Source organism: Pseudomonas sp. GW821-FHT03A09 (genome assembly GCF_059421065.1).
In genome coordinates this window covers 524,034-548,094 of sequence record NZ_JBWKUX010000002.1, presented here as the reverse complement: position 1 = coordinate 548,094, position 24,061 = coordinate 524,034, and the positions used below count along the sequence as shown (strand labels likewise).

General features: G+C 61.2%; 21 protein-coding genes. 12 read left to right on the top strand and 9 right to left on the bottom strand.

Annotated features, from left to right (window positions below):
* The first annotated feature begins 48 nt into the window (after nt 1-48).
* Both gabT and AC07V4_RS05185 read left to right on the top strand, forming a co-directional pair.
* Nucleotides 49-1,326, top strand: coding sequence for a 4-aminobutyrate--2-oxoglutarate transaminase (gene gabT, locus AC07V4_RS05190; RefSeq protein WP_492637727.1), 1,278 nt, complete (start codon nt 49-51; stop codon nt 1,324-1,326).
* 137 nt (nt 1,327-1,463) lie between these two features.
* Nucleotides 1,464-2,666 (top strand): HDOD domain-containing protein, encoded by a 1,203-nt coding sequence (locus AC07V4_RS05185; protein WP_492637726.1) that lies wholly within the window; start codon nt 1,464-1,466, stop codon nt 2,664-2,666.
* A 125-nt stretch (nt 2,667-2,791) separates the two neighbouring features.
* Here the strand turns inward: AC07V4_RS05185 and AC07V4_RS05180 are convergent, their stop codons facing one another.
* Both AC07V4_RS05180 and desA read right to left on the bottom strand, forming a co-directional pair.
* The gene (locus AC07V4_RS05180; RefSeq protein WP_492637725.1) at nt 2,792-3,793 is read right to left on the bottom strand and encodes a sensor domain-containing diguanylate cyclase; all 1,002 of its coding nucleotides are present in this window, start codon (nt 3,791-3,793) and stop codon (nt 2,792-2,794) included.
* A gap of 189 nt (nt 3,794-3,982) precedes the next feature.
* Nucleotides 3,983-5,167, bottom strand: a complete 1,185-nt coding sequence (desA, locus tag AC07V4_RS05175) for a delta-9 fatty acid desaturase DesA (RefSeq protein WP_431749526.1) — start codon at nt 5,165-5,167, stop codon at nt 3,983-3,985.
* Nucleotides 5,168-5,333: 166 nt separating this feature from the next.
* Between desA and dibA the strand changes: the two genes are divergently transcribed.
* The 6 genes from dibA (at nt 5,334) to AC07V4_RS05145 (ending at nt 11,661) form a co-directional block, all read left to right on the top strand.
* On the top strand, nt 5,334-7,250 hold the full coding sequence (gene dibA, locus AC07V4_RS05170; protein ID WP_492637724.1) for a phosphodiesterase DibA: 1,917 nt from the start codon (nt 5,334-5,336) through the stop codon (nt 7,248-7,250).
* 297 nt (nt 7,251-7,547) lie between these two features.
* A complete protein-coding gene (oscA, locus tag AC07V4_RS05165; RefSeq protein ID WP_003170956.1) occupies nt 7,548-7,730 on the top strand; it encodes a sulfur starvation response protein OscA in 183 nt (60 codons plus the stop codon).
* Nucleotides 7,731-7,796: 66 nt separating this feature from the next.
* Complete coding sequence (locus AC07V4_RS05160) at nt 7,797-8,807, top strand: sulfate ABC transporter substrate-binding protein (protein ID WP_431751023.1); 1,011 nt, start codon at nt 7,797-7,799, stop codon at nt 8,805-8,807.
* A 165-nt stretch (nt 8,808-8,972) separates the two neighbouring features.
* Nucleotides 8,973-9,791, top strand: coding sequence for a sulfate ABC transporter permease subunit CysT (gene cysT / locus AC07V4_RS05155; RefSeq protein WP_233893245.1), 819 nt, complete (start codon nt 8,973-8,975; stop codon nt 9,789-9,791).
* Nucleotides 9,792-9,804: 13 nt separating this feature from the next.
* Nucleotides 9,805-10,677 (top strand): sulfate ABC transporter permease subunit CysW, encoded by an 873-nt coding sequence (gene cysW, locus AC07V4_RS05150; protein ID WP_431749653.1) that lies wholly within the window; start codon nt 9,805-9,807, stop codon nt 10,675-10,677.
* Nucleotides 10,678-10,680: 3 nt separating this feature from the next.
* Nucleotides 10,681-11,661 carry a sulfate/molybdate ABC transporter ATP-binding protein gene (locus AC07V4_RS05145; RefSeq protein ID WP_431749652.1) on the top strand — a complete coding sequence of 327 codons (981 nt, stop codon included), beginning with the start codon at nt 10,681-10,683 and terminating at the stop codon, nt 11,659-11,661.
* Nucleotides 11,662-11,807: 146 nt separating this feature from the next.
* Here the strand turns inward: AC07V4_RS05145 and AC07V4_RS05140 are convergent, their stop codons facing one another.
* Nucleotides 11,808-12,332 carry an Mpo1 family 2-hydroxy fatty acid dioxygenase gene (locus AC07V4_RS05140; protein WP_492637723.1) on the bottom strand — a complete coding sequence of 175 codons (525 nt, stop codon included), beginning with the start codon at nt 12,330-12,332 and terminating at the stop codon, nt 11,808-11,810.
* Nucleotides 12,333-12,415: 83 nt separating this feature from the next.
* Between AC07V4_RS05140 and AC07V4_RS05135 the strand changes: the two genes are divergently transcribed.
* Entirely contained in the window at nt 12,416-13,102 is a 687-nt protein-coding gene (locus tag AC07V4_RS05135) for a Crp/Fnr family transcriptional regulator (RefSeq protein WP_431749650.1), read from the top strand.
* Nucleotides 13,103-13,213: 111 nt separating this feature from the next.
* On the opposite strand, the gene AC07V4_RS05130 is transcribed toward AC07V4_RS05135, so the two are convergent.
* Entirely contained in the window at nt 13,214-14,218 is a 1,005-nt protein-coding gene (locus AC07V4_RS05130; protein WP_492637722.1) for an AraC family transcriptional regulator, read from the bottom strand.
* A gap of 101 nt (nt 14,219-14,319) precedes the next feature.
* Between AC07V4_RS05130 and AC07V4_RS05125 the strand changes: the two genes are divergently transcribed.
* Nucleotides 14,320-15,390: a fatty acid desaturase gene (locus AC07V4_RS05125; protein WP_492637721.1), complete on the top strand. Its 1,071-nt coding sequence runs from the start codon at nt 14,320-14,322 to the stop codon at nt 15,388-15,390.
* Here AC07V4_RS05125 and AC07V4_RS05120 read toward each other — a convergent pair.
* Both AC07V4_RS05120 and AC07V4_RS05115 read right to left on the bottom strand, forming a co-directional pair.
* Nucleotides 15,377-16,192 carry an ABC transporter ATP-binding protein gene (locus tag AC07V4_RS05120; protein ID WP_492637720.1) on the bottom strand — a complete coding sequence of 272 codons (816 nt, stop codon included), beginning with the start codon at nt 16,190-16,192 and terminating at the stop codon, nt 15,377-15,379. The two genes, AC07V4_RS05125 and AC07V4_RS05120, sit on opposite strands and share 14 nt — an antisense overlap.
* Nucleotides 16,189-17,787: an ABC transporter permease gene (locus tag AC07V4_RS05115; protein ID WP_492637719.1), complete on the bottom strand. Its 1,599-nt coding sequence runs from the start codon at nt 17,785-17,787 to the stop codon at nt 16,189-16,191. Before AC07V4_RS05115 ends, AC07V4_RS05120 begins: the two co-directional genes overlap by 4 nt.
* Nucleotides 17,788-18,075: 288 nt before the next feature.
* Between AC07V4_RS05115 and AC07V4_RS05110 the strand changes: the two genes are divergently transcribed.
* Complete coding sequence (locus tag AC07V4_RS05110; protein WP_431749645.1) at nt 18,076-19,077, top strand: ABC transporter substrate-binding protein; 1,002 nt, start codon at nt 18,076-18,078, stop codon at nt 19,075-19,077.
* A gap of 99 nt (nt 19,078-19,176) precedes the next feature.
* Here AC07V4_RS05110 and AC07V4_RS05105 read toward each other — a convergent pair whose 3' ends face one another.
* Nucleotides 19,177-20,097: a LysR family transcriptional regulator gene (locus tag AC07V4_RS05105; RefSeq protein WP_492637718.1), complete on the bottom strand. Its 921-nt coding sequence runs from the start codon at nt 20,095-20,097 to the stop codon at nt 19,177-19,179.
* A gap of 152 nt (nt 20,098-20,249) precedes the next feature.
* Here AC07V4_RS05105 and AC07V4_RS05100 point away from each other — a divergent pair, with 152 nt between their 5' ends.
* Nucleotides 20,250-21,155, top strand: coding sequence for a TauD/TfdA dioxygenase family protein (locus AC07V4_RS05100; protein WP_492637717.1), 906 nt, complete (start codon nt 20,250-20,252; stop codon nt 21,153-21,155).
* A gap of 122 nt (nt 21,156-21,277) precedes the next feature.
* Here AC07V4_RS05100 and AC07V4_RS05095 read toward each other — a convergent pair whose 3' ends face one another.
* Both AC07V4_RS05095 and AC07V4_RS05090 read right to left on the bottom strand, forming a co-directional pair.
* Complete coding sequence (locus tag AC07V4_RS05095) at nt 21,278-22,885, bottom strand: alkaline phosphatase family protein (protein ID WP_492637716.1); 1,608 nt, start codon at nt 22,883-22,885, stop codon at nt 21,278-21,280.
* Between the two features lie 190 nt (nt 22,886-23,075).
* The gene (locus AC07V4_RS05090; protein ID WP_492637715.1) at nt 23,076-24,020 is read right to left on the bottom strand and encodes a LysR family transcriptional regulator; all 945 of its coding nucleotides are present in this window, start codon (nt 24,018-24,020) and stop codon (nt 23,076-23,078) included.
* Nucleotides 24,021-24,061: the final 41 nt, after the last annotated feature.

The window sequence follows — 24,061 nt, the reverse complement described above, 5'->3', positions numbered from 1 at the left end:
ACGTATTCCTTGGACCACGCCACCCGATGAGTGGCGAATGAGGACTTTATGAGCAAGACCAACGCATCCCTGATGAAACGCCGCGAAGCCGCTGTACCACGCGGTGTTGGCCAGATTCACCCGATCTTCGCCGAATCCGCGAAGAACGCCACCGTGACCGACGTTGAAGGTCGCGAGTTCATCGACTTCGCCGGTGGTATCGCCGTGCTGAACACCGGCCACGTGCACCCGAAAATCATCGCGGCCGTGACCGAGCAACTGAACAAGCTGACTCACACTTGCTTCCAGGTTCTGGCCTACGAGCCTTACGTGGAACTGTGCGAAAAAGTGAACGCCAAGGTGCCAGGTGATTTCGCCAAGAAAACCCTGCTGGTCACCACCGGTTCCGAAGCCGTTGAGAACGCCGTGAAAATCGCTCGTGCCGCCACTGGCCGTGCCGGCGTGATCGCGTTCACCGGCGCTTACCACGGCCGCACCATGATGACCCTGGGCCTGACCGGTAAAGTCGTGCCTTACTCGGCCGGCATGGGCCTGATGCCAGGCGGCATCTTCCGTGCGCTGTACCCGAACGAACTGCACGGTGTGAGCATCGACGATTCGATCGCCAGCATCGAACGCATCTTCAAGAACGATGCCGAGCCGCGCGATATCGCTGCCATCATCATCGAGCCGGTCCAGGGCGAAGGCGGTTTCTACGTCGCGCCGAAAGCCTTCATGAAGCGCCTGCGTGAACTGTGCGACAAGCACGGCATCCTGCTGATCGCCGACGAAGTGCAAACCGGTGCCGGCCGTACCGGTACGTTCTTTGCGATGGAGCAGATGGGTGTTGCCGCCGACCTGACCACTTTCGCCAAGTCCATCGCGGGTGGCTTCCCGCTGGCGGGTGTGTGCGGCAAGGCCGAATACATGGACGCCATCGCGCCAGGCGGCCTGGGCGGCACCTACGCGGGTAGCCCGATCGCTTGCGCCGCGGCCCTGGCCGTGATGGAAGTGTTCGAAGAAGAGCACCTGCTGGACCGCTGCAAGGCTGTCGGCGAGCGCCTGGTAACCGGTCTGAAAGCTATCCAGGCCAAGTACCCGGTGATCGGCGAAGTGCGTGCCTTGGGCGCGATGATCGCGCTCGAGCTGTTTGAAGACGGCGACAGCCACAAGCCGAACGCCGCCGCCGTGGCTGCCGTGGTGGCCAAGGCGCGTGACAAGGGCCTGATCCTGCTGTCCTGCGGCACCTACGGCAACGTATTGCGCGTACTGGTACCGCTGACCTCGCCGGACGAGCAATTGGACAAAGGCTTGGCAATCATCGAAGAGTGCTTCTCCGAGCTGTAAGCGGACGCTGCACTGTTTGACGAAAAAACCCGCTTCGGCGGGTTTTTTATGCCGGTTTCCCCATATTCAGGCGCGGTTCATTGTACGTGGGCGGCTCGATTGACTAAGGTGCAAGCATTGCCGATGGAGCGTGCTGCATGACTGCTGTTGATTTACCCGCTGTACCCCGTGTGTTGATTGCCGAGGCGGACCCTTGGTCGCGGGATCTGCTCAAGCAAGTGTTGTTGAACGTGCGCTGTGACGCACGGCTGGATGTGTGTGCCGATGGACAGCAAGCGGCCACGCTGTTGCGCGACAAAACCTACGACCTGATCCTGGCGGATTGGGAGCTACCGGGCATCGATGGCCTGAGCCTGCTGCGCAGCGTGCGTCAAAAACACCGCTCGCTGCCGTTCATTCTGTTGAGCACTCGCAATGACAGCGCCAGCGTGCGGGAAGCCTTGCCCCTGGCGCCCACGGCGTACCTGACCAAGCCCCTGAACATGGAAGGCCTCACCCAGCGCCTGCAGGACCTGCTGCTCAATGAAGGCGAAACGGTGTATTGCGAGATTCCACCGTTGGCGCCCGGCATGACGTTGCCGGTGTTTCTGGAACGTCGTCGCGAAGCGTCGGATGGCGCACCGCTGTGGGTTGACGTGAAGGCCGCCGTGCAACACAGCCTCGCGCCTGAGGGCCTGGACCTCAAGCACCTGGAAGAACAGGTGCGCATGGACCCGCAAATCACTGCCGTGCTGATCGCTGCCGCCAACAGCGCCGGCCATCACGGTACGCCGGTGCAGACCCTGCCGACCGCGCTGCACAAGCTGGCCGCCGGGCAGAGCATGAACCTGATCCTGGGTCTGGCCCTCAAGCACAACGTGGTGCTGGGCGATCCGGCGCTGGTGGCCTACGCCGAGCGCTATTGGCAGTTGTCCCAGGACACCGCCGACTACGCCCGTCGCTTGGCGCGCCTGCTGGAGCTGGACCAGGAGCGCTGCTACAGCGCGGGTATCCTGCACCGGTTGGGTGACCTGGCGCTGTTACGTTGCCTGGAAGACTGGCGCCAGGGTGGTGGTGAACTGGATGACGAAGCGATTGGCGAGTCCCTCCACGAATTCGGTGCAGCTTATGGTTCGGCGCTGCGTGCGCGTTGGCGTTTGCCGTTGGAGTTGCGCCAGTTGATCGCGGCGATCTATTCACTGGAAGGCGGCGTGTATTCACGGGATGCGCTGGTGATGAACCTGGCGGCGCAGATGGCACGGTTGACCGAGCATGAAGGGTTGGAGGAACTGGCCCGCAGCAAGACGGCACGGCTGCTCAAGATGGGCTTGTCGGAGCTGACCCGCGTGCGTAAAGCCTAGAGGGTGACGAGACTCACGTGTGGGAGCGGGCTTGCTCGCGAAAGCTATCTTTCAGTGACGGATGTGTTGGCTGACCCACCGCTTTCGCGGGCAAGCCCGCTCCCACATTTGATCTATGGTGTTTTCTAGCCCACGACCACGCGATTCTTGCCTTGGCGCTTGGCGTCGTACATAGCGGCATCGGCCCGGGCGAACAGGTTGTCCAGGGTCGAGTCGTCTTCGCGCAGGCTGGCCAGGCCCTGGCTGACGGTCACGGTGAATTCCCGGCCCTCATAGCTGAAACTCAACGCCTGGATCTCCTTGCCCAGCCGCTCTGCCACTTGTATCGCCATTTCCGGCGCACAACCGGGCAGCACTGCGGCGAATTCTTCGCCGCCAATGCGCCCGAACAGGTCGCCACGACGCAATACCCCTCGACCGCTCTCGGCGATACGCCGCAACACCTGATCGCCCTCCAGATGGCCGTAGGAGTCGTTGATGTCCTTGAAATCATCGATGTCCAGCAACAGGAAGGCCAGTGGTGTGCCTTGGGCGCAGGCGCTGTCGAACGCCTGGTTGGCGCACTCGAAGAAATGCCGGCGGTTGCTGCTCTGGGTCAGCACGTCGGTGGTAGCCAGGCGGTGCAGCTCCAGTTCCAGCTGCTTCTTTTCGGTGATGTCCTCGGCGATGCCGACCACGATGACCGGCTCGCCGGGCTCGACTTGTTGGCTGATGTAGCACTTGTCGCTGAGCCAGCGGATCTGTCCGTCGGCGGTGATGATGCGGTACTCGCGGTCCTCCACGGCACCTTGTTCCAGCACGCGGGCCAGGCTGTGTTCGGCGTAGTCAAGGTCTTCGGGGTGGACGCTGTTGCGCCATTCACGGTGGTCGGCCAGCAGCAGCCCGGCCGAACGGCCAAATATCCGCTCATAGGCCGGGCTTACGTACAGCACGCGGCGGGTTTCCCAATCGATGGCCCACAGCACGGCATTCACGCTGACCAGCAACGAACTGAGCAACTGCTCGCGCTCACTCAAGCGCTCGACTTCTCCCTGGGCATGCATCAGCGCCAACAGGGTTGCCGCTGCAGCCGGGCGGGGGAGTTCGGCCGTCGGCAGGTCAGGTGGGAAGGGCTTTTCGTGAACCATCGGCACAACTCTCTCTGGGCGCGCTGCAAGGGTGGGGCAGCGGTCACTACAAGGGCCACCATGATGGCGAAGTGTTCATTGAGAGAGGGGAATTGCGGTGAAGTTCCGTCAACGGGACGGATTGGCGGTGCCCGGAAAATGGCGCCAGAAAAGAAGGGGTGTGGGAGGGCTGGCCCTCCCACAGGTCCATCAGGCTGCGGCTGGGCGTAGCGAATAGGTCTTCAGTTGGTGAGCAAAATCACGCAGGGACTGGATACCGCTGGCCTCGGCCTCGTGCACCCATTCCTTGATCGCGGCCAGCATGTCGTGGCCATTGGAACTGGTCTTCAGCCAGATCTGCTGCAGCGCCAGGCGCTTCTCGTAGATCACGGTCAGGGCGTGGCTGTGTTCCAACATGTTCTTGATGCGCAAGTGGTGACGGTCATCCAGCAAGCTGGTTTCCCGCGACAGCAAGCGCTTGGCGCGGTGGAACTGGTGGCGCACCGAGTGATCGACCTTCTCCAGCTCCTGCTTGACCAGCGGGCCGATCACCAACTTGCGGTACTGGGCCATGATCTGGAAGCGGTTGTTGAGGATCGCCATGGCGGTGTCCATGTCCAGGTGGCCCTTGCCCTCGACGCGATGCGCGATAGGCGCAACGCGCTGCACCTTGGCCAGGCGCAGGAAGCTGAACACCTTGATCCACGCCCAACCCAGGTCGAACTCCCACTTCTTCACCGACAGCTTGGCCGAGTTGGGGTAGGTATGGTGGTTGTTGTGCAGCTCTTCGCCGCCGACGATGATGCCCCACGGCACCAGGTTGGTGGCTGCGTCACGGCATTCGAAGTTGCGATAACCCACGGCATGCCCCAAGCCGTTGATGACGCCGGCAGCCCAGAATGGAATCCACATCATCTGGATCGCCCAGATGGTGATACCGATGGTGCCGAACAACAGCAGGTCGATCACGCCCATGATCGCCACGCCCAGCAGTGGGTAGGGCGTGTAGATTTTGCGTTCGATCCAGTCGTCCGGGCAGTTCTTGCCATAGATGCGCAGGGTCTCGGGGTTTTCGGCTTCGGCGCGGTACAGCTCGGCACCTTTGCGCAACACCGTCGACAGGCCCTTGATGACCGGGCTGTGCGGATCGTCGACGGTTTCGCATTTGGCGTGGTGTTTGCGGTGGATGGCGGTCCACTCGCGGGTGTTCTGCGCCGTGGTCAGCCACAGCCAGAAGCGGAAGAAGTGTTTCAGGCCGGCATTGAGCTCCAGGGAGCGATGGGCTGAATAACGGTGCAGATAGACGGTGACCCCAACAATGGTCACGTGGGTCATCAACAGCGTGACTGCCACCAGTTGCCAGGCTGACAGGTCAAGAAAACCGTTGTACCACATAGGCTGTATGGCCCTCAGATAAAGAAAAAAACAGCTGACGCATTATCACTAAGCCAACGGAGAAAACCAGCCGCCCTTTCAGATAGGAGTGACTGGATGTTTCTTATTCTATAATCCGCAGCCTTTGTAGGGCGATTCTGTTTTTTTGGTAAGGATTACTGAACATATGCTGTTTTCATACCGAGGTGCCCTACGTGCGGGGCTGGTATACCTGTTGGTGTCCATTGTGTGGCTCCAGCTCAGCAACCATTTATTGATCAACTTTCTTGATGACCCACGGGAGTTGGGGCGCTGGTTGCAGGCACGCAATTATGTGTGGGTGGCGCTCAGTGCGCTGGCGATTTACCTCATTTGCGCGCGTTTTGCTCGCACTCATCAGCTACAGCAACCCCTGAAAGAAAACCACGAGCGCCTGCAACAGGCCGCCGCCGTGTTCGATTGCACCCGTGAAGGGGTGCTGGTGACCGACGCCCAGGGGTTGATCGTGCACGTCAACCGGGCCTTCATGGAGATCACCGGCTACAGCCGCGAAGACGTCATGGGCCAGCGGCCAAGCCTGTTCAAATCGGGGCGCCATTCGTCGAATTTCTACCAGCAGATGTTCCAGACCCTGGCGCGCACCGACGAATGGAGCGGCGAAATCTGGAACCGCCGCAAAAGTGGTGAGATTTATCCACAGTGGCAAACCATCCGGGTGATCCACGATGACCAAGGCAAGGCCAGTCATTACGTGGCGGTGTTTTCCGATATCAGCGCCATCAAGGACTCCGAACACGAGCTGGCCCACTTGGCCCATCACGACCCACTGACCGACCTGCCCAACCGCCTGCTCTTCACCGACCGCGCCGAACAGGCCCTGGCCTCGGCGCAAGTGCACAAACGCGGCTGTGCCTTGCTGTTGATGGATCTGGACCACTTCAAGATCATCAACGACAGCCTCGGCCACAACACTGGCGACCAGTTGCTCAAGGCGGTGGGCGAACGGTTAAAAGGACTGTTCGGCCCCGGTGTGACCTTGGCGCGCCTCGGTGGGGACGAGTTCGCCGTGCTGGCGGAAAGTTGTCCACAGGTGATGCAGGCGGCGGCATTGGCCCAACGGATGCTCGATGCGATGAAAGAGCCGTTCGTGTTTGACGGCAACCAGTTGTTTATCAGCGCGAGCATCGGCATCAGCCTGTTTCCCAGCGACGCCCTCAGCGCCGGGCAACTGCTGCGCAACGCCGACTCGGCGCTGTTCAAGGCCAAGAGCGCTGGGCGTGAAGGTTACGCGCTGTACACCGAAGAGCTCACCGCCCACGCTCAGCACCGTGTGGAAATCGCCAGCGAACTGCGCCGCGCCCTGGATCAGCAAGAGCTGCGTGTCTACTACCAACCGGTGCATGACCTCCACGACAGCCGCCTGATCGGCATCGAAGCCCTGGTGCGTTGGCAGCATCCGGAGCGCGGCCTCGTGCCGCCTGGGGAATTTATCCCCATCGCCGAACGCACCGGGCTGATTGCCGATATCGACGCCTGGGTCATGGACCAGGCTTGCCGCCAGATGTGCCAATGGCTGGCTGAGGGTGCGCCGCTGAGTTTCATTGCGGTCAACGTGTCCAGCCGTTTGTTCGCCCGCCGTGAGCTGTACGAGCAAGTTGCGCAGGTTTTGCATGCGACGGGCCTGGACCCGGCGTTCCTTGAGCTGGAAGTCACGGAAAGCGCAGTGATGGACGACCCCGAGGTTGCCCTGGAGCAACTGCACCGCCTGCGCGAGCTGGGCTTGCGCCTGGCCATCGATGATTTCGGCACCGGCTACTCCTCATTGTTACGCCTCAAGCGCCTGCCGGTGCAGAAGCTCAAGATCGACCAGGGCTTTGTCGCCGGGTTGCCGTGGGATGAGGACGACGCGGCGATTGTGCGCGTGGTGATCGCCCTGGCGAAAAGCATGGGCATGCAGGTGCACGCCGAGGGCATCGAGCAGGTGGAGCAGGCCAGGTTCTTGTTGGAGCAGGAATGCGATATGGGGCAGGGGTATTGGTTTGGGCGGCCGATGCCGGCAGGTGAAATTGATTGGGACAGGGCACCCCCGATCCGACAGGCATAACACGGTCAATGTGGGAGCCGGGCTTGCCCGCGATGGCGGCCTTACATTCGAAATATTGGGTGCCTGACACTCCGTCATCGCGGGCAAGCCCGGCTCCCACAGGGTTCAGTAGCGCCCTTGCGGCAGTATTTTCAAGCTGAAACCCTTCGCAACTCCACGCCCTGTCAGAAAATTCTTTCTGGTTATATAAACATTCTTAAATAGTATTTTTAAGAATATCCGCGCTTATCTACTATCGCTCTCACGCCGCAAGCAGTGCCGCCACTGCCAGGCACTATTCATTTCAGGAGCGAGACCATGAGCGCATCTCTACGTAGCGTCGACGGCCAGGACGAAGCAGCCATTTTGCGTGAGATCCAGAGCGCCCTGCGCGATCTGCGGTTTGGCGCGGTGGAAATCACGGTGCACAACGCCCAAGTGGTGCAGATCGAACGCAAGGAAAAATTCCGTTTGCAGAACCCGGGTAACAAACCGAGCTAAGCCAAAACGGCGATAGACCCCGCAACTATAAGAAAAAGCCAACACCCCAGAATTTCAGGAGCTTCTATGTCGTCGATTCGCCGTTATGCCCTGGCTGCGCTCGCCAGTGCCGTGTTTGCCGGTTCCGCTGTTGCCAAGGACTACGAGTTGCTCAACGTCTCGTACGACCCTACCCGTGAGCTGTACCAGGACTACAACGCTGAGTTCACCAGCTACTGGAAACAGAGCCACCCGGGTGACAACGTCAAGATCCAGCAATCCCATGGTGGTTCGGGCAAGCAAGGCCGCGCCGTGATCGACGGCCTGCGCGCCGACGTAGTGACCCTGGCCCTGGCCGGTGACATCGACGAAATCGCCAAGCTCGGCAAAACCCTGCCGGAAAACTGGCAGACCCGCCTGCCGGACGCCAGCACCCCCTACACCTCGACCATCGTGTTCCTGGTGCGCAAGGGCAACCCTAAAGGCATCAAGGACTGGGGCGACCTGATCAAGAAAGACGTCTCGGTGATCACCCCGAACCCGAAAACCTCGGGTGGTGCTCGCTGGAACTTCCTCGCCGCCTGGGCCTATGGCCTCAAGGCCGGTGGCAGCGAAGCCAAGGCCCAGGAATACGTGAAGGAGCTGTTCAAGCACGTACCGGTGTTGGATACCGGCGCACGCGGCTCGACCATCACCTTCGTCAACAACGGTCAGGGTGACGTGTTGCTGGCTTGGGAAAACGAAGCCTTCCTGGCCCTGAAAGAAGACGGCGGCGCCGACAAGTTCGATATCGTCGTGCCGTCCCTGTCGATCCTCGCGGAACCGCCGGTGGCCGTGGTCGACAAGAACGCTGAGAAAAAGGGCAACACCGAGATCGCCACCGAATACCTCAAGCACCTGTACAGCCCGGCTGGCCAGGAGATTGCGGCGAAGAACTTCTACCGCCCACGCGATGCAAAAGTGGCCGCCAAATACGCCCAGCAGTTCCCGAAACTGGACCTGGTGACTATCGACAAAGATTTCGGCGGCTGGAAAACTGCCCAACCGAAATTCTTTAACGACGGTGGCGTGTTTGACCAGATCTACACTGCGCAGTAAGCCAAAGTACCTGTAGGAGCGCTGCTTTTCTGTGGGAGTCGGGCTTGCCCGCGATAGCCTCACCGCGGTGTCACTGAGACACCGCAGTGCCCGCATCGCAGGCAAGCCAGCTCCCACAGAGGAACGCGCTCCTACAGTGGTTTCTACCTTTAACCAAGGACTCTTATGTCGCGTCGTATCTCCCCCGTCATACCCGGCTTCGGGCTGACGCTGGGCTACACCGTGGTGTACCTCAGCCTGATCGTACTCATCCCTCTCGCGGCGATGTTTGTACATGCCGCTCAACTCACCTGGGATCAGTTCTGGAACATCATTTCGGCACCGCGGGTGTTGGCGGCGTTGAAACTCAGCTTCAGTACCGCGCTGTATGCCGCCCTGATCAACGGCGTGATCGGTACGCTGCTGGCCTGGGTGCTGGTGCGCTACACCTTCCCCGGCCGCAAGGTCATCGACGCGATGATCGACCTGCCGTTCGCCCTGCCCACCGCCGTAGCCGGCATCGCATTGACCGCGCTGTACACGCCTAACGGCCTGGTTGGCCAGTTCGCTGCAGACTTGGGTTTCAAGATCGCCTACACCCCGTTGGGTATCACCCTGGCGCTGACTTTCGTCACCCTGCCGTTCGTGGTGCGTACGGTTCAGCCGGTGTTGGCCGACATCCCCCGGGAAGTCGAAGAAGCCGCCGCCTGCCTGGGCGCCAAGCCGTTGCAGGTGTTCCGTCACATCCTGGTACCCGCACTGCTGCCCGCCTGGTTGACCGGTTTCGCGCTGGCGTTTGCCCGTGGTGTCGGTGAGTACGGTTCGGTGATCTTCATCGCCGGCAATATGCCGATGAAAACCGAAATCCTGCCGCTGCTGATCATGGTCAAGCTCGACCAATACGACTATCGCGGCGCCACGTCCATCGGCGTGTTGATGCTGGTGGTTTCCTTTGTCCTGCTGCTGCTGATCAACCTGTTGCAGCGGCGCATCGAACGTCCATAAGGAGGCGCGGAACATGTCCCAATCGTCTATTTCCGCCGCGTCCTCGGCCAACGCTGCCCGGCGTGGCAGTGCGGTGTCGCGACGTATCCTGATCGGCCTTGGCTGGTTGGTGTTTGTGCTGTTTTTGCTGTTGCCGCTGTTGATCGTGGTGACCCAGGGCCTGAAGAACGGCCTGGGTTCGTTTTTCACCGCGATCCTTGAACCCGACGCGCTGTCGGCGTTGAAGCTCACGGTGATCGCGGTGGTGATCTCGGTGCCGCTCAACCTGGTGTTCGGCGTCAGTGCGGCGTGGTGCGTGAGCAAGTACTCGTTCCGTGGCAAAAGCATCCTGGTGACGCTGATTGACCTGCCGTTCTCGGTGTCGCCGGTGATCGCCGGTCTGGTCTATGTGCTGATGTTCGGCGCCCAGGGTTTCTTTGGCCCGTGGTTGCAGGACCATGACATCCAGATCGTATTCGCCTTGCCGGGCATTGTGCTTGCCACCATTTTCGTCACCGTGCCTTTCGTGGCACGTGAACTGATCCCGCTGATGCAGGAGCAGGGCACCCAGGAAGAGGAGGCCGCGCGCCTGCTCGGCGCCAATGGCTGGCAGATGTTCTGGCATGTCACCGTGCCGAACATCAAGTGGGGTCTGATCTACGGCGTGGTGCTGTGTACCGCACGGGCCATGGGTGAATTCGGCGCGGTGTCGGTGGTGTCCGGCCACATTCGTGGCGTGACCAACACCTTGCCGCTGCATGTCGAGATTCTCTACAACGAATACAACCATGTTGCCGCGTTTGCGGTGGCCAGCCTGTTGCTGATCCTGGCGCTCTTCATCCTGCTGCTCAAGCAGTGGAGCGAGAACCGTATCAACCGCCTGCGCAAAAGCGCCGGTGAGGAATAAGTCATGTCGATCGAAGTCCGTAATGTCAGCAAGAACTTCAACGCCTTCAAGGCCCTGAACAGCATCAATCTGGACATCCAGAGTGGCGAGCTGGTGGCGTTGCTGGGGCCGTCCGGCTGCGGCAAGACGACCTTGTTGCGCATCATCGCCGGCCTGGAAACTCCAGATGCCGGCAACATCGTGTTTCATGGTGAAGACGTGTCCGGCCACGACGTGCGCGATCGCAACGTCGGTTTCGTGTTCCAGCACTACGCGCTGTTCCGCCATATGACCGTGTTCGACAACGTCGCCTTTGGCCTGCGCATGAAACCGAAAAACCAGCGCCCGAGCGAAAGCCAGATCGCCAGTAAAGTGCACGAACTGCTGAACATGGTGCAGCTGGATTGGCTGTCTGATCGCTACCCGGAACAACTGTCCGGTGGCCAGCGCCAACGGATCGCCCTGGCCCGTGCCCTGGCGGTGGAGCCCAAGGTGTTGCTGCTGGACGAACCCTTCGGCGCCCTGGACGCCAAAGTGCGTAAAGAACTGCGCCGCTGGCTGGCGCGTCTGCACGAAGACATCAATTTGACCTCGGTGTTCGTGACCCACGACCAGGAAGAGGCCATGGAAGTCGCTGACCGTATCGTGGTGATGAACAAGGGTGTGATCGAGCAGATCGGCTCACCAGGTGATGTCTACGAAAACCCGGCCAGCGACTTTGTGTACCACTTCCTGGGCGACTCGAACCGCTTGCACTTGGGAGAGGACAAGCATGTGCTGTTCCGTCCCCATGAAGTGTCGCTGTCGCGGCATGAGCTGGAAGATCACCACGCGGCTGAAGTGCGGGATATCCGCCCGCTCGGCGCAACGACGCGGGTCACGCTGAAAGTGGAAGGCCAGAGCGAGTTGATCGAAGCCGAAGTGGTGAAGGACCATGACAGCCTGATCGGCCTGGCCCGTGGCGAAACCCTGTTCTTCAAACCCAAGGTTTGGCAAAAGGCCTGAACCTACAAACACCGCAAAACCCTTATGTGAGCCAGGCTTGTGTGGGAGCTGGCTTGCCTGCGATAGCATCACCATGGTGTGACTGACACACTGAGGTGTCTGCATCGCGGGCAAGCCCGGCTCCCACATTTGACCTCCAGTGCTTGTTAGACCGTGGCGTTTTTTGCACGCACCGCCACTGGCCCCGACCGCTCTTCAATCTGCTGCTTCAAGTCATGCCGCAACCCCAGCAAAAAGGCCAATTCCGCTACCACAAACAGCGGCCCGACGATCAGCCCTGACACGTCATCCACAAACGCCGGCTTTCTGCCCTCGTAGTAGTGGCCAACAAACTGAATCACCCAACCCACCACAAACATGCCGATGCCGCTGCCCAGCCACACCAGCGTACTCTGCGCCGCCAGCACATGCCCGGCCCATACCGACAAGCCCAGCAGCACCGTCATCAACACGCCCAGCGCCCGTTCCAGGCGCAGGTAAAACCACGCCGAAAACAATGCCAGCAACACGGCGGGTGATAGCCACAGCCCGGCGACTGTCCACTCGGGGCGTGAGAGCAGCACGGCAACCGCCACCACAATCAATGGGATGCCGATAAAGTGGCTGGCGATATTGCGTGGGTCGCGATGGTAGGCGGCATATTGACTGAGGTGGTCGACGAGGCTTTTCATTGTTGTTCCTCCTGTAGGATGTTTGATCATGCCCTGTCAGCCAGTGACTGACTGTCAGTTGGCCGACAATCTTCGGAGTTCTCATGGACACAGAGCAATGGCGCCTACGACTGGCCACCGGGCATTGGTTCAGCCACCTGCCTGCGCCTTTTCAGCATAGCCTGCTGGCCCACGCCCGGCAGCGGCAGCTGGAGGCCGGGCAATACCTGTTCAAGCGCGGCGACCCGCCTTGTGGCCTGTACGCGGTGCTCAACGGCAGCCTGCGCGTCAGCGCGGTGAACGCGCAGGGCAAGGAAGCCATCTTGAGCCTGGTGGAGTCGCCCTACTGGTTCGGCGAAATCTGCTTGTTCGACGGCTTGCCGCGCACCCACGACGCCTGCGCCGTCGGGCCGTGCACGCTGCTGCAGGTGCCGCAGCAGGCGCTGCTGGGCATCCTGGATGAACACCCCCGGTACTGGCGCGACCTGGCCTTGCTGATGAGCCAGAAGTTGCGCCTGAGTTTCATCGGCCTCGAACAACTGAGCCTGATGCCGGCACCGGTCCGATTGGCCCATCGCTTGTTGATGATCGTCGAGGGGTATGGCGACATCGAGCACTCACGCCGTGTGTTGCAACTGCCCCAGGAAGACCTGGCGGCGATGCTGAGCCTGTCGCGCCAGACCACCAACGCCTTGCTCAAGGACCTGCAAGCCCAAGGCATCGTGCGCCTGGGCTATGGTGAGATCGAAATCCTCGACGCCCAGCGCTTGCGTGAGGCCGCACACACTTGATCAATCGCCGCTTTCGCGGGCAAGCCCGCCCCCACATTTTGATGGGTGAACACAGTCAAATGTGGGAGGGGCTTGCCCCCGAAGAGGCCCTAAAGCTCAGTACAGATGAGCCTAGCGCAACCCATCCCGAAACTGCCCCGGCGTCATCCCCGTCCAGCGCTTGAACGCCCGATTGAAACTGCTGGTATCGGCAAACCCCAGTAAGTGGCTGATCTCGGCCAATGAGCATTGCGGGTCGCGCAGGTGCAACAACGCCAAGTTCTCGCGGCATTCATTGAGCAAGGTGTCGAACCGACAGCCTTCATCCGCCAGATGGCGCTGCAAGCTGCGCAGGCTCAGGTGCAGCGCCTGGGCGATACGTTCGGCGCTCGGTTCGCCGTCGGGTAGTTGCGCCTCGATGGACGCACGCACCTTGCGCTCCCAGGTCAACGGTTGCAGTTGGGCGAGGGTGCGTTTGAGCACGGTTTCGTTGTGTTCGGCCAATTCAGGGTTGGCATCGTCCAGGTGGCTGTCGAAATCCTGGGCGGCGAATTCCAGGCGGTCTTCTTCGGCGCCGAAAAACACCGGTGCACGAAACACCGTGTGCCACGGTTTGGGGTCGATCGGTTCGGGCCGTCTCAGGTACACCGCCAGCGGGGCGTAATCACGACCCAGGCGATTGCGGCAGGTGCGCACATAGATCGCCGCGAATGCATCAATGGCCTCGAGTGCCGGCGCCGGGCTGCCCGGCGGTTGCAACAGGCGGAAGCGATAGCGCTCGCCATCGCCGCTCAGTTCCAGGCTCAAGGCATCGCTGACCACTTGGTGGTAACGCACGATGCGCTCGAACACTTCGCGCAAGCTGCCGCTGGCCACCAAGGCATAACCCAGGGCATGAAACGTGGTGGGGCTGACAAACCGCGACACGCGCAAGCCAATCGCCGGGTCGCCGCTGGCCTGTACCGCCAGCGCCCACAGACGTGTGGTGGCCGACAGCGGGTAGCGTGCGTTGGGGTCGTCCATCTGTTGTGGGTCGAGCCCGGCCTCCGCGCACAGCGCGGCACTGTCGAGGCCCAGGGCGTCGAGCTGCTTGCGCAGGGCGCGGGTCCAGCTGGCGAGTGAGGTGGGTTCGGTCATGGCGATTGGCACTTGCGGTCAATAGGTTGGCGTCTGGGGCTAGCGTCCTGCGTGATCGCTTGGGGCAGGATAGACGCATCCATAAACAAGAGGATGGGAGCATGGACGGTACTTCTGCAAGTCCCCAACAGATGAATGCACAACAACGTTCGGCGCATATCCGTGACGTGGTGCTGGCCGAAGGTGTGCGACTGCGCCAGCGGCACCCCTGGCTGCTGCATCAGGATGCGCTGGGCGCGGGCATCCTGGCGTTTGCGTTGCTCGGTATGCTCGGCTCGGCGACGCTCTATATCGCCGGGTACATGGCTTGGTGGGTGTGCCTGCTGCTCAATGCCTTCCTCGCCTCACTGACCCATGAGTTGGAACACGACCTGATCCACAGCATGTACTTTCGCAAGCAGCGCCTGCCCCACAACCTGATGATGGGCCTGGTGTGGCTGGCACGGCCCAGCACGATCAACCCATGGATACGTCGGCATCTGCACCTCAATCACCACAAGGTTTCCGGCACCGAGACCGATATGGAGGAGCGCGCCATCACCAACGGCGAGCCGTGGGGCCTGGCGCGGTTGCTGATGGTCGGCGATAACCTGATGTCGGCCTTCATCCGCATGCTGCGCGCCAAGACCTGGCAGCACAAATTCAGCATCCTCAAGCGTTCGCTGCTGGTGTACGCACCGCTGGCGCTGTTGCATTGGGGGGCGTGGTATGTGTTCCTGGGGTTTCATGCCGCCAACGGCATTGCCGGCCTGATGGGCACACCGATTGATTGGTCCGGCGGGACTTTGCAGATGATGCAAGTGATCGATATCGCCGCCGTAGTGATCATCGGCCCCAACGTGCTGCGCACCTTCTGCCTGCACTTTGTCAGCTCCAACATGCACTACTACGGCGATGTGGAGCTGGGCAATGTGATCCAGCAGACCCAAGTGTTGAACCCATGGTGGCTGTGGCCGTTGCAGGCGTTCTGCTTTAACTTCGGCAGTACCCATGGCATCCACCATTTTGTGGTGAAAGAGCCGTTTTATATCCGCCAGATGACGGCCAAGGTGGCACACAAAGTCATGGCTGAAATGGGCGTGCGCTTCAATGATTTCGGCACCTTCGCCCGGGCCAATCGCCTTGAGCGCCAAGAGCAACCGGACGCCCGGTTGTCTTTCAGCAAGCAATGAAGGCCAGTGGCAGGTCGCGGATCTGTTCGCGCACGGGCGGTTGGTAATGGCCATCGCTGATCAGCTCGTGCAATAGCTCTTCGCGCAGTTGGTGGAATTCGAAGCTGCTGCGCTGGCGGGGGTGGGGCAGGGCGATGTCCACCACCTGCTTGATCCGCCCCGGCCTGGGCTCCATCACCACCACGCGGTCAGCGAGGAAAATCGCTTCTTCCACATCGTGGGTCACCAGCACCGTGGTGATTTTGGCCCGCGCACGGATCGCCAATAATTCGTCCTGCATCTGCTGGCGGGTCAACGCATCGAGGGCACCGAAGGGTTCGTCCAATAACAGGATGCGCGGGCTGGCCACCAGGCCGCGGGCGATGGCGACCCGTTGCGCCATGCCACCGGACAGCTGGTGGGGGTAGGCGCGGGTGAAGTCTGTCAGGCCGACCAGCGCGATAAAGTCGTTGATACGCCGGTTGCGCTCGGCGTCGCTCAGCGCTTCGTTGACCAGGCCCAGGCCGATGTTTTGCGCCACCGTCAGCCACGGGAACAGGCGATGTTCCTGGAACACGATGCCGCGTTCGCCGCCGATGCCGCTCACGGCCTTGCCGTCGACTTGGATCTCGCCGCGAAACTGCGTGTCGAGCCCCACCAGCAAGCGCAGCAGGGTGGACTTGCCGCACCCGCTGGAACCTACGATCGCCACGAACTCGCCTTCGGCGATGTCCAGGTTGAATTCGCGAATGGCTTCCAGTTCGAAGCCGTCGACGTCAAAACTCTTGCCCACATGGTTGAAACTGACGATAGGTGCGTTCATGCGTGTCTCCAGCGGGTTGCGCGGGTTTCGATGCGTTGGCCGATCAGGTTGAGGGTGGCGCCGGTGAGGCCGACCAAGAGCATGCCGCTCATGATCAGATCCATGCGCAGCAGTTGTTGGGCACCGATCATCAGGCTGCCGATGCCGCCGTTGGAGGGCATGAAGTATTCCGCGCCGATGGTACCCAGCCAGGCGTAGATCAGGCTCAGGCGCAGGCCGGCGAAGATCCCTGCCGCCGCGCCGGGCAAAACCAGGCGGCGCAGGCGCTGGAACAGGCTCAGGCGCAACACCTGCGCCGCTTCGCGCAGTTGCGGTGACAGGTTCAAGACGCTGCGTTGGGTGGCGATAAACAGCGGGAAAAACGCCGCCAGGGCGATGAACACCGATTTGGCCAGTTCACCCAGGCCGAACCAGGCGGTGAGCAGTGGCACCCAGGCGAAAATCGCGATCTGGCGCAACGCGGCCAAGGTCGGGCCGAGTACCCGTTCACTGCGCCGCGACAAGCCCAGCCACAGGCCCATGGCAAAGCCCAATCCACCACCCAGCAGCAGGCCGCCCAAGGTGCGCCCCAGGCTTTTGCCCAGCGCGCCACTCAAGCTGCCATCCAGCACGCCCGCGATGGCGGTGTGCAGCACGGCCCCCGGACTGACCAGAATGTTCGGGTCCACCCACGCGTGTTGCGTTGCCACTTGCCATAACGCCAACAGCAGCAGTGGCAACAGCCACGGTTGCAGGCGTTGCCATCCTTCATAGCGTGGTCCGCGCCGGATCTGTGCCGTGGCCGGATGGGGCCAGTGCACCCACTGGCGGTCCAGCCAGCCGACGCCACGGTCCATCGTCACCCCCAGCACGCCGATGACCACGATGCACACGAAGACAATATCGAGCATGAACAACTGGCGTGCCCACACCATCAGGTAGCCGATGCCTTCGCTGGAGGCCAGCAGCTCCACCGCCAACAATGATGTCCAGCCGGCGGCCAGCGCCAGGCGCACGCCGGCCATGAAGGCCGGCAGCGCGGCGGGCAGGATCAAGCGACGGATCAACACGTGAGTGGGCAGGCGCAGCACACGCGCGGCTTCGCGCAGCGTGGGCTGGGCGTCGCGCACGCCGACCAGGGTGTGCAGGGTGACGGGCACCACGATGGCCTTCACCAACACCACCAGTTTCAGGGTTTCGCCGATGCCGAAAAACACCATGAACAAGGGAATCCAGGCCAGGGTCGGTACTTGCGACAGCGCGCTGAAGGTGGGGAACACCAGGCGCTCGGCCCGGGCACTGAAACCCAGTAGGGCACCCAGTAAAGCCCCGGCGCCGATACCCGCCAGCAACCCCCAGAACAAGCGCTGCAAACTGATCGCCAGGTGGCTCCACAACTCGCCACCGGCCAGTTCCACTGCGCTGCTCCACACCAGTGAAGGCGGCGGCAGAATCTGCTCGCTCATCCAGTGATTGCGGCTGGCCCACCACCACAATGTGAACAGCGCCAGCGGCAACAGCCACGGCAACAGGCGCTCGCCCAGGTTGGGCCAACGCGGTGTGGTGCCTTGGGCGGGGGCTGCCAGAGGTAGGCTCAACAGTGATATTCGGGCCATGGAGGACCTCCGTTGTCGCCGAGGGCGTTATGTGATTTTGATCTTATAAAAATCCAATCAAGATGATTGAGGGATAAGAAAAGTCATTTAAAGCCGCCCTCCGATACGCATCCAATGCATTCGAAGAATATTTTCGATGCTGTTGATGCATAACCCTCTGGGGCCGGCGTTTTAGTACGCATAGTTCTTAAAGTTATTAAATTGTGAATTTATAGTATTTAAAGTTTTGGTCGGCTTGTGCCTACTTTCTGCTCCCCAGGCGACCGTCGCCCACCAGGAGCTGCGCTTATGAAACTGCCGTTCAAACGACTGATCACATTGTTCGCGGGCACCGCGCTGGCCGGCCTGGTGCATGCCGCCGACCTCAAGGAGATCCGCATCGCCGTGCCCGACCTGAGTGCCGGCAGCCAACACAGCGGCGGTGGCATCACCGATGTGCTGCATAGCCAGCAAATTTTCGAAAAGGCCTTTGCCGACCAAGGCATTACCATTCAGTGGAACTACTTCAAGGGCGCCGGGCCGGTGATCAATGAAGCGTTCGCCAACGGTCAGGTCGACCTGGCTTATCTGGGCGACCTGGCCGCGATCATCGGCCGTTCCAATGGCTTGGATACCCGCCTGCTCAGCGCCTCGGCACGCGGTGTGAAGCATTACCTTGGCGTGGTGCCGGGCTCGGGCATCAAGACCCTGCAAGACCTCAAGGGCAAGCGCGTTGCGGTATTCCGTGGCACGGCCAGCCAGCTGTCGTTCGACAGCGCATTGGCCAGCCAAGGCCTGAGTGAGAAAGACCTGAAGGTCATCAACCTGGATTTCAACGCCGCCGTGGCTGCGCTGGCAGCCAAGCAGATCGATGCCACTTGGGGCAGTTCGGGCCTGAGTGCGTTGCAGGCCAAGGGGTTGGCCGAGATTCCGTTGACCACCAAGGACCTGGGCGGCGCGGGTAGCATCCAGGCGGTGTTGGTGGGCAGCGGCAAATTTGTCGACGAACACCCGCAGATCGTGGCGAAGCTGCTCAAGGCCCAGCAACAGGCCGTGCAATGGTTGACCGATGACAACCATAAGCAGGCCTACATCGAGCTGGTGTCGGGACGCGCCAGTTACCCCTCGGTGATCCTCACCAACGATCTGAAGGATCAGAAACTCAGCGAGATTTTCCCCTCGACCCTGGACCCGGTCTTCCTTGGCAAATTGCAGGATGCGGTGGACTTGGCGTCGAAGGAGAAGTTGATTCGCAAGTCGTTCCAGGTGAGTGATTGGGTGGCGCCGAATCTGGCCGCTGCCGGGCTCTGAGTAGGTGGCGTCTGGGCTGCCGTATTCGCGAGCAAGCCCGCTCCCACATTTAAAATGCATTCCAACTTGTGGGAGGGGGCTTGCCCCCGATGAGGCCCTTCAAACCGCCACACTCACCTCCTGCCTGTCGACCTCCACCAACGTCTCGATCATCGCCTTCGCTGCCGGTGACAAGCGCGAACCGGTGCGGCTGACCACGCCACACCGCGCACTCAGGGTTTCCATGTTCTGCGGCAGGTTGCGCCAGTGCAGGAGCACCAGCGAACCCTGGGCAATGTCTTCGGCAAACGCTTCCTCGGTGCCTACACCGATGGCATTGGATTGCAGCACGATCTTCACCAGTGCCGGAAAATGCTCGGTCTGGATGCTCGGTGAAAAATCCATGCGCCCACTGAGGTTCGCCAGCAGTTTGCGGATGCCCTGGGAGATCAGCGGCGAGGCCAGCGGGTAATCGAACATATCGTTGGTCGACAAACTGTCCTTGGCCAGCAGCGGATGACCCGGACGACAGAAAAACACACCGCGTTTTGGGGTCAGTGCGCGGGTCTGGAAGTTCGGGTCGGCTTCGAACTGGCGGATATCGGCGATAAAGAATTCGATCTCCTCACGGCTCAGTGCGCGGCTGAGTTTTTCCCAGTTATCCACTTGGAAACTGGTGCGGATTTTCGGGTGGACAGTGATAAAGCGCGCCACCGCATCGGGCACCAGTTTCACTGCCGGCGCCGGGCCGCAACCGAAGCGCAGGTCGCCCGCGTCGAGCTTGGTCATGCGCGTGACTTCACTGCTCAACAGGGCAGCGCCGTGCACCAGGCTCAGGGCATGTTGCAGCACGACCTGGCCTTCCGGTGTGGGGCGCAGATCCTTGTGGCCACGGTCCACCAACACGCAGCCGAACTCGTGCTCCAGCCCCTGGATGCTTCGGCTGAACGCCGGCTGGGTGATGCCCATGGCGTCTGCCGCGCGCACGAAACTGCGGTGTTCGTTGAGGGCGATGAAGTACCGAAGTTGGCGAAGATCCATATGCTTTCCCGGCATCTGAAAAATAGGTCGAAGGCATTTGCGACCCTGGGAGCTGAGGTTTTAAATGCAAGCTCTTATTCCGTCAACGAAGCATCTATTAATTTGCTAGATCTAAATTGCATATGAATAGAGCGCACCAGAGGGGCATCACCATGAGCAACGCCGCATTCGCTGTTCAACCCGTCGTCCAGGCGCTGGACATCCACCCGGTCGCCGGTCGCATCGGTGCCGAGATCCGTGGCATCAAACTGTCCGGTGATCTGGATGCCGCGACAGTCGAGGCCATCCAGCAAGCGCTGGTGCAGTACAAGGTGATCTTCTTTCGCGAGCAGACCCACCTCGACGATCAAGGCCAGGAAGCCTTCGCCCACTTGCTCGGCGAGCCAATCGCCCACCCGACGGTGCCGGTGCGTGACGGCACGCGCTTCCTGTTGGAACTGGACGGCACACGCGGTCAGCGCGCCAATTCCTGGCACACCGACGTGACCTTCGTTGACGCCTACCCTAAAGCCTCGATCCTGCGTTCGGTGCTGGCGCCCAAATCGGGCGGTGACACGGTCTGGGCAAATACCGCCAGCGCTTACAACGACCTCAGCGTCGAACTGCGCGCGCTCGCCGACAATCTGTGGGCGGTGCACAGCAACGAATACGACTACGCCGGGCGCAAGCCGGACGTGTCGGTTGAGAAGCTTGAGGAATACCGCAAGGTGTTCACCTCCACGGTGTATGAAACTGAGCACCCGGTGGTGCGTGTGCACCCGGTCAGCGGCGAGAAAACCCTGCTGTTGGGGCACTTCGTCAAACGCCTGAAAGGTTATGCCCAGGCGGATTCGACGCAGTTGTTCAATCTGCTGCAAAGCCACGTCACCCGCCTGGAAAACACCGTGCGCTGGCGCTGGAACACCGGCGACGTGGCGATCTGGGACAACCGCGCCACCCAGCATTACGCGGTGGACGACTACGGCACCCAAGAACGCATCGTGCGCCGGGTGACGCTCAAGGGCGACGTGCCGGTGGGTGTGCAGGGGCAGCGCAGCCAGACCACCAAGGGGATTTGAGTCAGGTTGGAGATCAAATGTGGGAGGGGGCTTGCCCCCGATGACGGAGTGTCAGTCGATGTCACGTTGACTGAACCACCGCCATCGGGGGCAAGCCCCCTCCCACATTGGTTTTTTGGTGCTTACCAGACGCCTATCTGAACTACTTTTTCCGCCTCCGGCTCACCGTATCGAAATTGTTTACCACGCAGATCGATCTCTGTGTGGCTGATGGTGGTGCGCCGCTTCAAGCCGCGCAGCCATTCGAACAGATAACCCAAGTGGGTCTCGCGCACCGCCGCATAGGCCGGGTCGGCGCCCAGGTCGTGCAATTCGTGCGGATCGTTTTCCAGGTCGAACAGTTGTGGGCGAAAGCCGTCGTACGCCAAGTACTTCCAGCGTTCGCTGCGCACCATGGTCATGCGGCAACGGTCGATGGGCTGCGCCAGGCGCTCGCGGGCGGGTGCTTGGAACGCGTAGTCGTATTCGGCGATGGCGTAGTGGCGCCAGGTCGTGGGGGCGCCGTGCAGCAGTGGGATCAGTGAGCGTCCCTCGAGGCGGTGATCGGCTGCTGGCAGGCCCAGGGCGTCGAGGAAGGTCGGCAGTGCGTCGATGGTTTCCACCAGGCGCTCGTCCACTGAACCCCGGCTGATGTCGGCACTGGCGCGTGGGTCGCGCACGATCAAGGGTATGCCCACCGCGGGTTCCAGCAAGAACTCTTTTTCGCCGAGAAAATGGTCGCCGAGGAAATCACCATGGTCGCTGGTGAACACTATCAAGGTGTCGTCCCAGCGGCCATTGCTCTGCAAGTAATCGAACAGCCGACCGAGTTGATCGTCGATCTGCTTGATCAAACCCATGTACGTCGGAATCACCGTAAGCCGAACTTCATCGCGGGAGAAATTCAGGCTCTCCTGATGCTGACGAAACGCCTGGTATACCGGGTGATCGCTGGCGTTGTCGGGCTGAATCGGTGCCTGGATATGCTCAGCGCCATACAGCGCGTGATACGGCGCCGGGGCGATGTAGGGCCAGTGCGGCTTGATATAGGACAGGTGCAGGCACCACGGCTGCTCGGCTTGCTCACGGATAAAATCGATGGCGCGGTCGGTGGTGTAGACAGTTTCCGAATGCTCTTCGGCGACCCGCGCAGGCAATCCGGCGTTGCGCATATGCCAGCCGCTGAGGACCTCGCCGTTTTCGCCGGCGGCGGCATTGGCCCATTCGTGCCAGGGATTGGTGCCGCTGTAGCCCTTCTCGCGAAGGTAGTGGGTGTAAGGCGCGGACTCGCGTTTGTCGTCGAACAGCGGGCTGTCGGGGTAGATGCCATCGTGGCGAAAATAGGTGTCGAAGCCGACTTCATTCAGCGCTTCGGCCAGGGCGCTGTCGGGGTCGATCTGCAGGCGCTGCAAGGCTTCCAGGTTTGGCGTGGCGTGGGTCTTGCCCACCAGTGCGGTGCGGATGCCGTGGGGGCGCAAATAGTCGCCAATCGTCAGTTCTTCCAGCGGCAGCGGCACCGCGTTCCACGCCACCTGGTGGCTGCTGACATAGCGTCCGGTGTACGCCGACATTCGCGATGGCCCACAAATGGTGCCCTGGGTGTAGGCGCGGCTGAAACGCACACCGGCCGCGGCGAGGCGGTCGATGTTCGGTGTGTGCAAATGGGCATGGCCGTAGCACGACAGGTAATCGCGACGCAGTTGGTCGCACATGATGTAGAGCACGTTGCGCAGGGGCTTGGCTTGAGACATGGGGTTTCACCGAACGGAGGACAGGTGGTTTTTTTCGCCGTTCGGGTGGGGGGCTGGCAAGTGCATTTGGGGACTGGGTTTGATGCAGTGAATGCATGGGTGTTACGGGTGGCCTCATCGCAGGCAAGCCAGCTCCCACATTTGAAATGCATTCCCCTGTAGGAGCTGGCTTGCCTGCGATGGCGTCCGTTCAGACAGCGAAATTTTCCAGTGCACACACATCCTCATCCAGCGCATCAACCTCCTTGATCTGCTCGATCATCGCCTCCGCCAGCGGCGACAACCGATACCCCGCGCGGCTGACAATTCCATAACGGGTGTAACGCTCCTCCAGGTCCTCAGCCAACCCGTCAATCGTCAAACACACCAACTCACCCCGGGCCATGTGCAGCACATCGCTGTTGGCACTGACGATGCCGATGGCGTCGGAACGCAACACCACGCCCATCAGGCTGTAGCCGTTTTCACATTCCACATTGGGCTGGTAGTCCGGCCGGCCGCTGAGGTCGACGATGACCTTACGCAGGTTCGGCGGGCGAATCGTCACGGCCAACGGGTAACTCATCAGCTCGCCGGCGCTGACGCTGTTACGTTCGGCCAGAGGGTGTCCGGCGCGGCAGCAAAAGTACCAGCGGCGTGGGCGCAGGCGGTGGGTGTGGTAGTCCGGGTTGGCTTCGAAGTGGCGGGTGTCGGCGACGAAGAACTCGAACTCTTCGCTGAGCAGGCGCTTGCTCAGGCTTTGCCAGTCATCCACCTGGAATTGCACGCGGGCCTTGGGGTAGCGCCCGATAAAACTGCCGATGGCGCGTGGGACCAACCCGCCAGCCGGTGCCGGCCCGCAACCGAAGCGCAGCTCACCGGCCTCCAGGCCATTGAACTGGCTGATCTCGTTGGCCAACTGCTGCGCGCCGCTGACCAGGCGACGCGCATGTTCCAGCAGGACCTGGCCTTGTTTGGTCGGCGCCAGGTCCTTGCGGCCACGGTCTACCAATTGGCAGCCGGCGCTGTGTTCCAGGGCCTGGATGCTGCGACTGAACGCCGACTGCGACAAGTTCACGGCCAACGCCGCGGCGACAAAACTGCGTTGTTCGGCGAGGGCAATGAAGTGGCGAAGTTGGCGTAGGTCGATATGCATTTTTCACATCAAAAATATCGGGGAAATGCATTGGCTATGCA